This is a genomic window from Herbaspirillum sp. CF444, from assembly GCF_000282135.1.
Lineage (GTDB): Bacteria > Pseudomonadota > Gammaproteobacteria > Burkholderiales > Burkholderiaceae_D > Herbaspirillum.
This window is the reverse complement of record NZ_AKJW01000008.1, coordinates 1-12,875: the sequence shown is the minus strand read 5'-3', so window position 1 is coordinate 12,875 and position 12,875 is coordinate 1. Positions and strand designations below refer to the sequence as shown.

13 protein-coding genes and 1 tRNA gene are annotated in these 12,875 nt (G+C 59.8%); 5 read left to right on the top strand and 9 right to left on the bottom strand.

What is annotated here, in order from left to right; all coding sequences use genetic code 11:
* Positions 1–59: 59 nt before the first annotated feature.
* Together PMI16_RS01115 and PMI16_RS01110 are read left to right on the top strand one after the other, a co-directional pair.
* A complete protein-coding gene (locus PMI16_RS01115) occupies positions 60–863 on the top strand; it encodes an SDR family oxidoreductase (RefSeq protein WP_007875518.1) in 804 nt (267 codons plus the stop codon).
* 61 nt (positions 864–924) lie between these two features.
* Positions 925–1,014 (top strand) — tRNA-Ser (locus tag PMI16_RS01110).
* A 59-nt stretch (positions 1,015–1,073) separates the two neighbouring features.
* Here PMI16_RS01110 and PMI16_RS01105 read toward each other — a convergent pair.
* Positions 1,074–2,789: a hypothetical protein gene (locus PMI16_RS01105; RefSeq protein WP_007875516.1), complete on the bottom strand. Its 1,716-nt coding sequence runs from the start codon at positions 2,787–2,789 to the stop codon at positions 1,074–1,076.
* A 367-nt stretch (positions 2,790–3,156) separates the two neighbouring features.
* Positions 3,157–4,734: a serine hydrolase domain-containing protein gene (locus PMI16_RS01100; protein WP_007875515.1), complete on the bottom strand. Its 1,578-nt coding sequence runs from the start codon at positions 4,732–4,734 to the stop codon at positions 3,157–3,159.
* Positions 4,735–4,949: 215 nt separating this feature from the next.
* On the opposite strand from PMI16_RS01100, the gene PMI16_RS01095 reads away from it, so the two are divergent.
* Entirely contained in the window at positions 4,950–5,846 is an 897-nt protein-coding gene (locus PMI16_RS01095; protein ID WP_007875514.1) for a LysR substrate-binding domain-containing protein, read from the top strand.
* A gap of 61 nt (positions 5,847–5,907) precedes the next feature.
* On the opposite strand, the gene PMI16_RS01090 is transcribed toward PMI16_RS01095, so the two are convergent.
* Together PMI16_RS01090 and PMI16_RS01085 are read right to left on the bottom strand one after the other, a co-directional pair.
* Positions 5,908–6,198: a YciI family protein gene (locus PMI16_RS01090; RefSeq protein WP_007875513.1), complete on the bottom strand. Its 291-nt coding sequence runs from the start codon at positions 6,196–6,198 to the stop codon at positions 5,908–5,910.
* Positions 6,199–6,254: 56 nt separating this feature from the next.
* A complete protein-coding gene (locus PMI16_RS01085) occupies positions 6,255–6,758 on the bottom strand; it encodes a DoxX family protein (RefSeq protein ID WP_237719763.1) in 504 nt (167 codons plus the stop codon).
* Positions 6,759–6,960: 202 nt separating this feature from the next.
* On the opposite strand from PMI16_RS01085, the gene PMI16_RS01080 reads away from it, so the two are divergent.
* Positions 6,961–8,148, top strand: a complete 1,188-nt coding sequence (locus PMI16_RS01080; protein WP_007875508.1) for a winged helix-turn-helix domain-containing protein — start codon at positions 6,961–6,963, stop codon at positions 8,146–8,148.
* On the opposite strand, the gene PMI16_RS01075 is transcribed toward PMI16_RS01080, so the two are convergent.
* Genes PMI16_RS01075 through PMI16_RS01055 form a run of 5 tightly spaced genes read right to left on the bottom strand, consistent with a single transcriptional unit; the run spans position 8,145 to position 12,260 of the window.
* The gene (locus PMI16_RS01075; protein ID WP_007875505.1) at positions 8,145–9,803 is read right to left on the bottom strand and encodes a methyl-accepting chemotaxis protein; all 1,659 of its coding nucleotides are present in this window, start codon (positions 9,801–9,803) and stop codon (positions 8,145–8,147) included. The genes PMI16_RS01080 and PMI16_RS01075 overlap by 4 nt on opposite strands.
* Positions 9,804–9,832: 29 nt before the next feature.
* The gene (locus PMI16_RS01070; protein WP_007875503.1) at positions 9,833–10,321 is read right to left on the bottom strand and encodes a DoxX family protein; all 489 of its coding nucleotides are present in this window, start codon (positions 10,319–10,321) and stop codon (positions 9,833–9,835) included.
* Between the two features lie 31 nt (positions 10,322–10,352).
* Positions 10,353–11,120, bottom strand: a complete 768-nt coding sequence (locus tag PMI16_RS01065; protein ID WP_007875501.1) for an HvfC/BufC N-terminal domain-containing protein — start codon at positions 11,118–11,120, stop codon at positions 10,353–10,355.
* Entirely contained in the window at positions 11,117–11,956 is an 840-nt protein-coding gene (gene bufB / locus PMI16_RS01060; protein ID WP_007875499.1) for an MNIO family bufferin maturase, read from the bottom strand. Before bufB ends, PMI16_RS01065 begins: the two co-directional genes overlap by 4 nt.
* Positions 11,957–11,981: 25 nt before the next feature.
* Positions 11,982–12,260 (bottom strand): BufA1 family periplasmic bufferin-type metallophore, encoded by a 279-nt coding sequence (locus PMI16_RS01055; RefSeq protein ID WP_007875498.1) that lies wholly within the window; start codon positions 12,258–12,260, stop codon positions 11,982–11,984.
* A gap of 248 nt (positions 12,261–12,508) precedes the next feature.
* Between PMI16_RS01055 and PMI16_RS01050 the strand changes: the two genes are divergently transcribed.
* The coding region (locus PMI16_RS01050; protein WP_007875496.1) for an NrsF family protein at positions 12,509–12,875 on the top strand (367 nt) is incomplete at its 3' end.

Genomic DNA, 12,875 nt, shown 5'->3' with positions numbered 1-12,875 from the left:
GAAGCAAAGTATCGATAACGCCATCATGTGACACCCCAACATTAAGGATGCAAGAAATCATGGATTTAGGACTTCAAGGAAAAATCGCCCTCGTCTGCGGTGCAAGCAAGGGCCTCGGCTACGCCAGCGCCGAACATCTGGCGCGCGAAGGCGCGCACGTCGTCATCGTCGCACGCGGCCAGGAAGCGCTGGACCAGGCCGCCGCCAAACTGCGCACGCTCGGCAACATCAAGGTGATCGCCGTCGCCACCGACATCGCCACGCCTGAAGGCCGCGCCAAGGCACTCGCCGCCGTCGACGAAATCGCCGGTGAAAAAAACCGCGGACCCGACATCCTCGTCAACAATGCCGGCGGCCCGCCGCTGGGCGACTTCCGCGACTGGGATCGCGACATCTGGCTCAAGGCCATCGACGCCAACATGCTCACGCCGATCGAACTGATCAAAGCCACCGTCGACCAGATGATCGCGCGCGGCTGGGGCCGCATCGTCAACATCACCAGCAGCTCGGTCAAGGCGCCGCGCTACGACCTCGGCCTGTCCAACGGCGCCCGCTCGGGCCTGACCGGCTTCGTCGCCGGCGTCTCGCGCCACATCGCCAAAAGCGGCGTGACCATCAACAACCTGTTGCCGGGCAGCTTCGAAACAGACCGCCTGCGCAGCAGCTTCGTCGGCTCGGCCAAACTGACCGGCGAAACACCCGAAGAAGTCCGCGTACAGCGCATGGCCGAAACCCCGGCCGGACGCTTCGGCGATCCCGACGAATTCGGCGCCACCTGCGCCTTCCTGTGCAGCAAGCATGCCGGCTACATCAACGGCCAGAACGTGCTGATGGACGGCGGCGCCTATCCGGGGATTTTCTGACGGGCGGATAGTCAAAAATGACCGCAGCCGGGCGACTCATGTATAATGCCCGGCTTGCGCAGGAAGGTTGGCAGAGCGGTTGAATGCACCAGTCTTGAAAACTGGCGAGGGCGCAAGCCCTTCGTGAGTTCGAATCTCACACCTTCCGCCAAAGAACAAAAAGCCTTGATTTCATTGAGATCTCAAGGCTTTTTTGTTTTGACAGCGGGCTCACTCATCGAACAATTCCAGGTGACCAGTGCTACCGCTCGGGCTGGGTGGAATGTCAGGAGGGAGATCGTCAAATAATTGCAAGCCGCCGCCGATCCGAGGACTATCGAATATCTCGAAGGCATTCAAGTTCAGGTCCTCGCTTAGGCCCAGATTTCGCAATATGGGCGTGTTGCCGTCAATCGTCGGCTCCGACGCCAGGAAACTGATCTGTTCATGGTAATTATGGTTGTCAGGTACAACAGGCATGTGACGTTTTTTGTAAAGCCATTCTTCTGCCTCCTGATGATTTATCTTATTTCCCAAGTTTTTTGCCAGCGCAATGGTTTCACTTACCGCTGCGGTTTGTGGCGTGAAAAAGAACAAAATTGCGTCATTCTTGCCTGCCAGATGATTTTTCATGAAGGTTTCCAGCACGTTCATGTTGGGAGGATATCGATCGTTACGGATACCCTCTACAACTTGCTCGCCGTGAATTGTCTCTATCAGCATTCCAGGCGCGCTCAGTACTACAGGCAATCCCGACAGATCACGCTTTTTGCTTTCGCGCAGTGCAATTGCACGTTCCAATGTCAGCTCTTGGGGATCCGTCACGGGCGATGCAATGTCGACATCGATTTTTCCTTTGAGGCCCATGCGCGCTTTCGTGGGATCGACCACGTCGTTGCCCTGGCTGGGCAGCATTAGCCAGCGGAAACTCTGTTGCGCTTCGGGATCGAGATCGGGAACACGCTGAAACACCAAGACCCGATCGTAACTTTTATCATTGGCCCCCGGAATGCCTACGAGCAGAATGTCGGAATCCGCTTTGCCCACATCCTCGCAAATGAACGCGATGTCCTCGTCGTTATTCAAGACCAGAGCCGCACCGTAACGCAAATGTAGAGGAGCATAGGGATCCATGCCGTTGAGATATGTCGTCAGCGGCCCGTCGATGTGGCAGCAATGGCGTTCGATGATGTCTGCAACGCCCAGGTCGGCGAAGGTTTTATTGTGCGCGTCCGTAAATCTTAGCGCCTGTTGTTTTTCAGCGGTGCGCACCGTCTTGCCTTTTTTGAGCAGATCAGCCACTTTTTCGCTAACTGCTTGCTGCCATTGACTGATCAGGCCATCGCGTCGGCTGCTGTCGGCATGATTCGGTTGTCCAGCAACGGCTTTTTTCATATCGATTGCGGCTTTCATGCCCAAGGCAATCTTATAAGCTTCCTTCGCCGCAGTGATTTCATCCTTGAGCGCCACCATTTCCTTTACCTTCAGCCCATGAGATGGGGAGTGGACATCGAGGGCTTTCAAGGTGGCTCCATGAAGTTTCTCCAGATCCTGGCAGATATTGTCCAATTCGGCAGCATCCAATCGAGAATAGACTGCGGCGCGGACTTTCTGATAAGCGAAGCGCAACTGTCCGGCCTCCGCCGCCACGGAGGGCGATTTCCGAGCGGCGGTGCTTGATATCTCATGCAAGGCCTTCTTCAATTCATCGCGCAACCATTGCAGTTCTTCCATGCCAAATTTTTTAAAACCGCCATCCTTGAAGGTTTCAAAGTTGGTGATCAGACCCACATCCTTGCCTTCGATGAGACGATCCACGATACGCTGTACCACGGGAGTGTCGCCGTTACGCGCCGTCGGAGGTGGCAGGCTAAGCAACGGTGCGTTCTCCTCGGAGAGTTCCGGATGGGAAAGTTGGGTGGATGTGTTAAGGGGAAAGGAAAACATGGCAAGATCTGGAAAAAGGCCGGTCGATATGCCGGCTTGACAGCTTTGAGTGAGGCGACTCGGGGCGACGGTTCCATTTGATCCAGTCAAAGTTTTTCACTCTTTCCGCTCAACAGAAAACATGACATTAATGGATTAGGTAGTACATACAAGCTATAACTCATTCCATCAATAGGCATGAAATGCATTCTTCTCAGAAAGGGTGCTAGCAAGGAACGCAACGCGGCCAGCGCCCTTTCTGGGAAAAAACCGGAGGGAAAGCGGACTGTTTGGGCGGATTACTGCGTTACGAATCAGGCTCAAGACGCACAGTCTTTCCCCCGATTCGCGCCTTGCACTCCATCCCAAACAGGGCAAGCCAGCTCCCTCACGACGCAATACGCCCCGACATGACGGGACGCGCCAGCGGTCCCGAATTGACGTTGGCGCGACGCTCCATCGTGACGCCATGATCCGAAAACACGCAGACCACCGTGTCGCGGAAGGTGGATTCAAAGAAGCACCACGTCATCACAAAGGTGCGTTCATCCTGCCAGCTGCCGCCTGCGGAAACACGCATGACGTCGAACTGGTATTCGTGATGCAGCTTGTAGGCCGACATCGACGTGGTGCTTTCGATTCTCTCGCGCAGCCCCGCTTCAATCGTATGCACGCCGCGCTCGTCGGTCATCGTGAAACGGCAACGCGTTTCGCTGAAGTCGAACTGCAGGCTGCGGACGCCGTCCTCATTGGCCTCCATGTCGAAGCGTTGTCCGCTGATCCGCCCGGCCAGCGGGGAATGCGAAGGTTTGAGCGGCGGCAGCAACTGCAAGGTTGCGGTGACCGCCCTGAGGCGCAGATCGGCGCGCGCATCGTCCGGCAAGGGCTGCTTTCCAAAAGCTGCCGGAAAATGCTTGTACAGCAGACCGCCGAGAAAATTCCTGCCGGGCTGGATCGCCGCCGTCATCGCCAGCACGGCATCGCTCTCCGGGAACACCAGCACATACTGCCCGAACAAGCCGCGCGCCGAATAGTCGTGCGGTCCCAGCCACCATTGATAGCCGTATTTCCCCGGCACGTGTTGCGCCTGCACCGCAGCCACCCACTCGCGCGGCAAGACCTGCTTGCCGTTCCACATACCGTTTTGCAGGTGCAGCACGCCCAGCTTGAGCAGATCGGCGGTCTCGCAACTCAGGCCGTTGGCGCCCGGGCTGATGCCGTGGGGATCGAGCGGCCATTCGAAGCGGGTGATGTTCAAGGGTTCGAACAGGCGCGGTTGCAGATAATCCCGCAGCGGCTGCCCGGTGGTCTTGCTGATGATCGCCGACAGCATGTAGGTGGCGGCACTGGTGTAAACGAATTTCGTCCCCGGTTGATGCACCACCGGAATCTTGAAAAACTCCGCCACCCAACTGGTCTTGATCTGACGCCAGACCGATCCCGACACTTCTTCGGCATGCCCGGTGCGCATCGTCAGCAAGTCTTCGACCGTCATCGCCGCCAGTTTGGGATCGACATCGGCCGGCAACATCTCCGGGAAAAACGACACCACCTTGTCCCGCAGCCTGAAGCGTCCTTCCGCCAGCGCCAGCCCGACGCCGCAGACGGCAAAACTCTTGGTCGCCGAATGCGTCATGTGGATGCGATCGGCGCGATACGGATCCCACCACCCTTCGGCAATGACCGCGCCGCGACGGTACAGCATGAAGCTGTGCAGCTCAAAACCGGAACTCTGCGCCGCCTCCAGAAACGCCAGGATCGCGTCCGCCGATACGCCGTGAAGTTCCGGCGCGCCGCGCGTGAAACCATCCGTAAAACCCGGCGCCGTCGTTGCCGTCTTTGTCGATGAAGCCAGCGATGCCGCCAATGCGCCAAAACCCGTCGAAGCCAGCGTCAGGGCGGAACCGCCGATCAACAGATTGCAGAATCCGCGCCGTGGCGGAGAACGGAGAACGTCGTTATGCATGGGAATTATTCTCAGGGAAGAAAAGCGGGCGAGACATCGCTGCGGCAAAGACAATTGACAATATCCTGACAGGACGATGGCGCTCGAATGCGCCCATTGTTGTCCATCGTCTTTCATAAAAAAAGCTATATTTTGTTTTTTTGTACTAAAGTAATTATTTAGTATTCCGCTGCATTCGCATTTAAGAATCCGGCTTCAGATCAGGGACCGCGCTCATGAGCAACATCAGATATTTCCGCACCTTCCTGGCAGTCGCGCAAGGCGGTTCCTACGCCAGCGCATCGGAACGGATGGCGTTGACGCAGGCCGCCGTCGGCCTGCAGATGCGCACGCTCGAAACCGAGCTGAAAACCATCCTGTTTGAAAAGTCCGGCCGCGGCGTGCAATTGTCGATTGCCGGGCGCGCGCTGATCCCCCATGCCAAAAACGTCATCGCCGCCTACGACAAACTGCGCGAAGACATCGACGCCGACCATGAAATCGCCGGCACGATCACGATAGGTTCCATCGTCTCGGCCATGGGCCTGCTGTCGAACACCGTGGTCAACATCAAGCAACGGTTCCCGCGCCTGAATGTCCGCTTGCTGGTGCAGAACTCCGACACGCTGGTCAAAAGCGTGGAAAACGGCGACCTCGACGCCGCCATTTTTGTCGAAGACGATCTGCACGATCGTCCCGGGCTGACATGGACGCCGCTATACACCGAACCGCTCGTGATGATCGTCAACAGCCAGATTCCCGCGCCCGACTGCGACATCCGCGCTTTGCTGCGCGACCAGCCTTTCCTGCGATTCGACCGTCGCACGCCCAGCGGCATCCGCATAGAACGCACCCTGCTAAAGCTGAAATCGACGCCACAGGATTTTCTCGAACTGGGCACGCTCTCCTCCATCGTCGATCTGGTGCGCCAGAACGTCGGCATCGCCATCGTTCCGCAACTGAAGAACGCCGATTGGGAAAACGATCCGAGCCTGCGCATCGTGCCCTTGCCCGGGCGTCCCGTCATACGCCAGATCGGCATGCTGGAACAGCACAAGCAAGAAAACATCACGTCCATGATCCGCCAGGATATGACGCTGCATCTGACGAAGAAACGTTCCGCAAGAAAATGAATACCGATTGCAAAATCGGAGGAAGCTGTCGCTCTTGATCTCTTTCCGGCCTGATCGACGCTCAATCCTGCTTCATCAGTTCCGGATTCAGCGCCAGCAGCAACCACGGACTGATCTCCGAGCGCACGAACACGCCGCTGACGGCAAAGGGATCCCTGTCGCGCAACGCTTGCGCTTCCGGCAACGCTTCGACTTCATAGATCAGCAGACCGCCGCTGCCGTCCGGAAAGGGACCGCCGAGGACAAGCTTGCCGGCGTCGAGCAGGCTCTTGACGTATTGCCTGTGGTCGGACGCATGGGCGGCGAGTTTTTCCTTGTCGTCGGTATAGGTGACGTAGTTGATGAATTTCATATGCATCCTTGTCGGTTGAGGTGGTGATGTTGTCGGCTTGCCTTGCGTTCCATCGGTCAGATTTCGCGCCTCAGTTTTCCGTCGAGCGAACAGGCTCCCCCACCGCGTATCGTGAAGTACAGCGCGGCAAGTCCGAGCAGCACCGGATACTCGATGCCGCGGTCGATCCACGGCCACGTCGGTCCCATGGCGTAACTGATGGCGATCATCTCCATCGTCATCAGCAAGGCGACCGGCCGCGTCAGCAAGCCGAGCGCCAGCATGGCGGCGCCGGCGGTTTCCAGCAGCATCACGAGGAAGGCCAGTTGCGGCGCGAACGGCAGGCCCATGACGGTGCCGATCATCTTGATGGAACCGGCCATCGGGTCGGCCATGGAACCATGCGAGACGCCCAGCGCCTTGGGCAAGCCGTGGGTAAGGATGATGGCCCCGTAACCGAAGCGCAGCAGTGCATAGCAGAGCGCTTCGCTGCGCGCATAAAAGCGGCCGAGCGCGGGGACGACAAAACGCGCGCCCTCCCTGTCGGGAGTGACGACGTTCTGCGGCGGGAATGGTTTCACTGTGCACCTCGTCTGATTGGAACGTTGCACCGGCGAAAAAAATTTACCGGTCAGCGCCATCATCCCGATTGCGGCTGCGCAGATAAACGGTCTTGCGACGAATTGACAATTCGGAATGCGCAAACAGTTGCGCCCGCACTGCACATGTCCGTAGCAAATTCACTACAATCTCTGCACCCCCAACGATCCTGCGCCAACCACCATGAGCACGACCTCTCTCGCCCTTTCCCCGGAACAAGCGCGCGCCATCTGGCTGCACGCGCAACGGCTCGATGAACTTGCGCCCTTCGGCGCCGGCGCGGAAGCGGTGAAGCAGGCCGCCGAACATCTCGGCTATGTGCAGATCGACACCATCAACGTCATCGAGCGCAGCCATCATCACATTCTCTACACGCGCATCCCCGCGTACCAACTGAGCGACCTGGAGCAGGCGCAGTCGGTGGACAAATCGGTGTTCGAATACTGGACGCACGCGCTGGCGTATGTACCGACGACGGCGTTCCGCCATTTCATACCCGCGATGGAACAGCGTCGCCTGAATCCGCACGCCTCTTTCGCGGACGTGGACGAAGCCGACTACGCCGCCCTGCTCAGGCGCATCCGCAAGGAAGGCGGCCTGTCGATCCGCGATATCGAGGACGATGTATTGGTGGAAAAGACGCATCCCTGGGGCAGCCGCAAGCCGTCGAAGAAGGCCTTGCGCCGGGGTTTCTTCATCGGCGACCTGGTCATCAGCAAGCGCACCGGGATGATCAAGACCTACGAACTGGCGGGACGCCATTTCGGCTGGCAGCGGCGACCGCCGGCATCGAAAGAAAAACAATGCGCGCAATACCTGCTGCAACGCGCGCTGCTATCGCAGGGCATCGTCAGCCTGGATTCGGTCTGCTACGGCAATGCGCCGATGAAGGCGATGGTGAAGGAACTGATCGATACCGGCGTCAGGCGCAAAGAGCTGGTGCCCGTGCATCTGGACGGCGCGCCGAAAAGCCCGCACTGGATCACGCCGGAGCAGCTGGAGACGGTCATGGCAACCACCGAGCCGGTCTCGGGAGAGCGCGTCCACATCCTGTCGCCCTTCGATCCGCTGGTGATCCAGCGCAAGCGGCTGGAGTTGTTCTTCGGCTATGCGCATCGCTTCGAAGCCTATGTACCGGCTGAGAAGCGCGTACTCGGCTACTTCGCGCTGCCGGTGCTGGTTGGTGATCGCATTGTTGCTGCGCTGGATCTGAAGATGGATCGCCAGGCCGGCAAGCTACGCATGCAGAAGTGGAGCTGGATTGCGAAGAAGTCAGCGCCGCTGAAAGGCCTCATCGAAGAAGAACTGCATCGCTTCGAACAATTCCAGAAGCAATCGATGCGCTCAGCTCTTCCTCAGGACGAAGACTAAACACTGGCGTAACCAAGCATGTTGCGTGGCGTAATGTCGGTTGCCGGACGCATTGCGCCATGCTCCTCCACGGCCAGCGCCTCTGTTTCTGCGTCGGCTTCCTGTGCGGCAATGTTGAACACCGAAACAGATTGCACCAGGCTACCGGCCTGACGTGTCAGCGCATTGGCGGCCTCGGCGGTCTGATCGACCAGCGCGGCGTTCTCCTGGGTGGATTTGTCCATCTCCACGACCACGCGGCTGACCTGCTCCAGCCCTTCTGCCTGCTCTTGCGTGGCGATCGAGATTTCGTTCATGGTGTTCATGACGGTGTTGACCGAGGTCACGATCTGCTCCATGGCGCGGCCGGTTTCGATCACCTGGGCCGACGCCAGATCGATGCAGGCAGCGGATTCGCCGATCAGGACCTTGACCTCCTTGGCCGCTTCGGCGCTGCGCAAGGCCAGCGAACGCACTTCCGTCGCCACCACGGCAAAACCCCTGCCCTGGGTGCCGGCACGCGCCGCTTCGACGGCCGCATTGAGCGCCAGGATATTGGTCTGGAATGCGATGCCGTCGATCACGCTGACGATTTCGGAAATCTTGCCGGCGCTGACCGAGACTTCGCCCATGGTGCCGACAATGCGCGTCATCAGTTCGCCGCCTTTGACGGCGTCGCCCGCTGCGGTGGCGGCCAGCTGGTTGGTGTGGCGGGTGTTTTCGGCATTCTGCTTGACGGCGGCGGACAGTTGTTCCAGCGTGGCGGCAGTCTCTTCCAGCGATGAGGCTTGCTGCTCGGTGCGCGCCGCCAGATCGACGTTGCCTTCGGCGATGTCGCGCGCGCTGCGGTTGACGTCCTCGGTGCCGTTGCGTATCGACGAGACGGTCTCCACCAGGCCTTGCTGCATGCGCTGCAGGGCCCCGAGCAAAACGCCGATTTCATTGCGGGAAGCGCCTTCCACCGGCGAGCTCAGGTCGCCGCCGGCGATGCGATCGAAATGCATGCCGGTGGTTGCCAGCGGACGCAGCAGCACACGGTCGAACAGCATCCAGTACAGGCCGACCAGCAACAGCGAGAAGATGAACAGGCCGCCCGCCAGATAGACGGCAATCGTATAGCGCTGCTCGGACGCGGCGCTCAATGCATCGCGCACCGACTCGGCGTGACGGATGACCGTGCGCAGCGTCGAAGCAAACACGCGGTCGGCATCTTCGGCGCTGGTGGTGGCTGCCGCATAGGCATCGAGCGAAACGTCGTAGAGCGCCACCTCGCGCGCCTCCAGCACCTTGGTGTAGGCGTCGTAGGCGCTGCCGACCTGCTGCGATCGTTCCGCCAGACCCGCGGCCGACCGGTCGCCCTTGCGGTAGTTCTCGAACGTCTTCTTCGCTTCTTGCAGCGCCATCGACGCCTTGCGCGTGTAGTCGTTGGCCTTGACCTGGTCGCCGCGCACCAGGTTGATGTAGGCGTTGTCCATGTTGATCAGCGTGGACTGAAACAATCGCTCGACTTCATGCAGCGGCTGGATCTGCTTGTCCGACAAATCGATCAGTTCGTTCATGGCCCCGGCCGACTGGCGCGCATCGGTCCAGGCGATGAACACCGCCGTCCACAAGGCGAGCGAGAAGATGCCGAGAACGAACAACAGGCTGGTGCGGATTTTCAGTTTGGCGAACATGGCTGGCTCATTTCAGATGGCGGAAAAAATTACTTGATGCCGAACAGGCGATCCAGCGACCAGGCGCCGGCGCCGCGACCGACCAGGAACAGCAGCAGACCGGCCCAGGTCAGGTGCGTCGGCCAGGCATCCGGGTAGACGAAGATTTCGATGACCGCAGTCATGCCCAGCAAGCCCAGCGCGGCAGAGCGTGTGAACAGCCCCATCACCAGCAGCAGCGGGAAAAAGTGTTCTGCATAAGCAGCCAGGTGCGCGGCGATTTCCGGCGGCACCAGCGGCAATTTGTAGTCCTGTTCGAACAGCGTGTAGGTGCTGTCCTTGATGCTCAGGAAGCCGGTGACCTTGGTCCGGCCGGAGAGAAAGAACACGGCGGCGATGGCTACCCGCGCCACCAGCGCCAGCAGCGAATCGCCGATCAGTTGCGTGGCGCGCGCGGCGGCGAAGTTATACCAACCGATGAAGGAGTCAGGCTTCGCCTCGGTAGTCGTTGTGGTCGCAGGTGCAGGATGGGCAGACATGATGGTCTCCGTGAATAAAGATGAATGGATATCAGCGTGTGGGCATGACAGGCGAAGCAAATGCTTCGGCGTGAATCAAGGCGCCGAGCAAACGGGCGACATCCAGCCCGGGTTCTGCGTCGACGGCCTTTGTCGTTGCCGCCTGCAAGTCCTCGCCGGCGGCGCAGGCATCGAGAAACACGCACATGCCGAGACTTGCCGCCTGCCAGGCGACCTGGCCGTCGATGCGACTCAGCAAGGCGCCCTCGCCGTCCCAATCAAGCTCGTCGGCGAGCTCGCGTTGTTCGCGATTGGCTTGCCAAATGGCATAGGCCGGCTGGTTTGCGCACCAGCGCCAACGCACGGCCGCGCGAGGACGCAGGACGCTCCGCAGCAAATCCGCTTCACCCAGCGCGGCCAGCATGGCGGCTTCCAGCGGCGCCTCGTCGGCGGCGATATGACATTCGGTCCAGAAGCGATCCAGGCGCGCAACGTCGCCCAGATAAGGCAGCTCGGCTGCCGGTCCGAACGCCGAGAGGAAATCGGCGAAACCGCGACCGTATTCGATCAGGCAGACGCTTTGGGGCGGCTCGGCGCAGGCATGGATCAACGCCGCGGAGCGAAACCATTCTTCGCCGACCAGCCGCACGATGGCAGGATAATTGGCCGCCAGCGCATCGACGCTGGCCTTGAGCACGGTATTGCGATAGACCTTGAAACCGGGCTGGCCGGTCAGTTGCGCCAGCGAAGACTGGCTATCGCCGACGCCATAAATGGCGCGGATGAAGTCGCGTTGAAAGCTGTCGGAGGCATGGTTCATTTCAGCACTCCTTGTGCGGACAGGATCTCCTGCGCCTTGTTGCGTTCGGTCAGCAATTCGGCGAAAGCGGGAATCTTGTCGTCGCGCTCGATCAGCGTCGGGCGTTCGCCGATGCGTTCGATCAGATGGCGGTACAAGCGCCAGACCGGCTCGATCACCGGGGCGTCGTGCGAGTCGATCAGCAAGGATGCAGCGTCGCCGTCGTTGTCCTCGCTATGCCCGGCCAGATGGATTTCCATGATCGCTTCGGCCGGCAGATTGTCGAGATAGGTGTGCGCGTCATAACCGATGTTGCGGGCGCTGACATAGACGTTGTTGACGTCGACCAGCAGCCCGCAACCGGTGCGGCGCACCAGCTCGTCGAGGAAATCGGTTTCGCTCCAGTCGTGATTGTCCATGCGCAGGTAGTGCGAGGGATTCTCGATGGCGATGCGACGTTGCAATTGCTCTTGCGTGCGCTGGATATTGGCGGCCACGCGCGACAGGATGTCGCTGGTGCGTGGCACCGGCAGCAAGTCGGGATAGTAGCGGCCGTCCAGTGTCGACCAGGCCAGATGTTCGGATACCAGCGCCGGTTCGACGCGGCGTATCAGTTCTTTCAGGCGGTTCAGGTGTTGCTGGTCGGGAGCAGCCGCTCCCGCCAGCGACAGCGACACGCCATGCAGCGACACCGGATGGCGGCTGCGGACGGCGTCCAGCCATGCCAGCCGCGGACCGCCCGCCATCAGGTAGTTCTCGGGATGGACCTCGAACCACATTTCGGCTTCGGCACAGTGCAGCGCGTCGTCGAAATGTTGCGGCTTCAAGCCCAGGCCGGCACCAAGTGTCGCTGTCATTTCAGGCTCCTGCTTCCGTGCGCGATCAGATTGCCTTCAGGGAACCCATGCTCTTCGGCGTCTTGATGGTGGTGCACGTGCCGGCAGGAACGTTCTTCCAGGCATTGCCCTGATAGTCCATCTTGGCGGTGCCGGCGCAGGTGGTGCCTTCGCCGGCCTTGCAATCGTTCTGGCCGGCCAGCGAAACGCCATAGCATTTTTCGACGGCGGTCTTGGCGGCGGCAGGAGCGTTTTGCGCCATGGCGATACCGGATGTCAGGGCAGCGAGGGTGAAAGCGGCAGTTGCGAGTTTGATGGTGTTCATAACGTACTCCTTGAAGATGAATGGATGTTGAGAAAAGCAGATATCCGCCGGAAGAGTTCTTTTGCAGATGATCTGAACGTTAGTTCGTTGGACCATGGCGTTTGGTTACAGCAAATTGAAAATAAATTTGAAAATATTTATTTTGCAAACGCTGTAACCGGATCGGCCGCGCCAACGAAGATATAAGCAAGGCGTCTTGCCGGACCGGTGGCGGCCCATGGACAAAAGACGCGAGGATGGGAAATCTGATGAAAACACCTGACCTGGTGTCAATGCTTGCAACAGGAACAACACGCAGCGATCCCGACATATTAGGCAAGCGACTGGGACTGGCGTTGCTGATCGGCCTGCTCGGCGCGTCCGCGCTGCTGGTGCTCGCTTACGGCATACGCAGCGACATGCCGGAATTGCTGGCGACGCCGCTGTTCTGGATCAAGGTGGCGTTTCCGCTGGCGATCCTGATGTCGGCGCAGGGCATCACCGCGCGGCTGGCGCGCCCGGGCGCCCTGCCCGGCATGCAGCGATTGATCCTGCTGGCCTTGCCGGTGCTGGCGATCTGGCTGGCGAGCATCGGCTTCCTGCTGCTGGCGCCGCCGTCGCTGCGGCTGCCGCTGG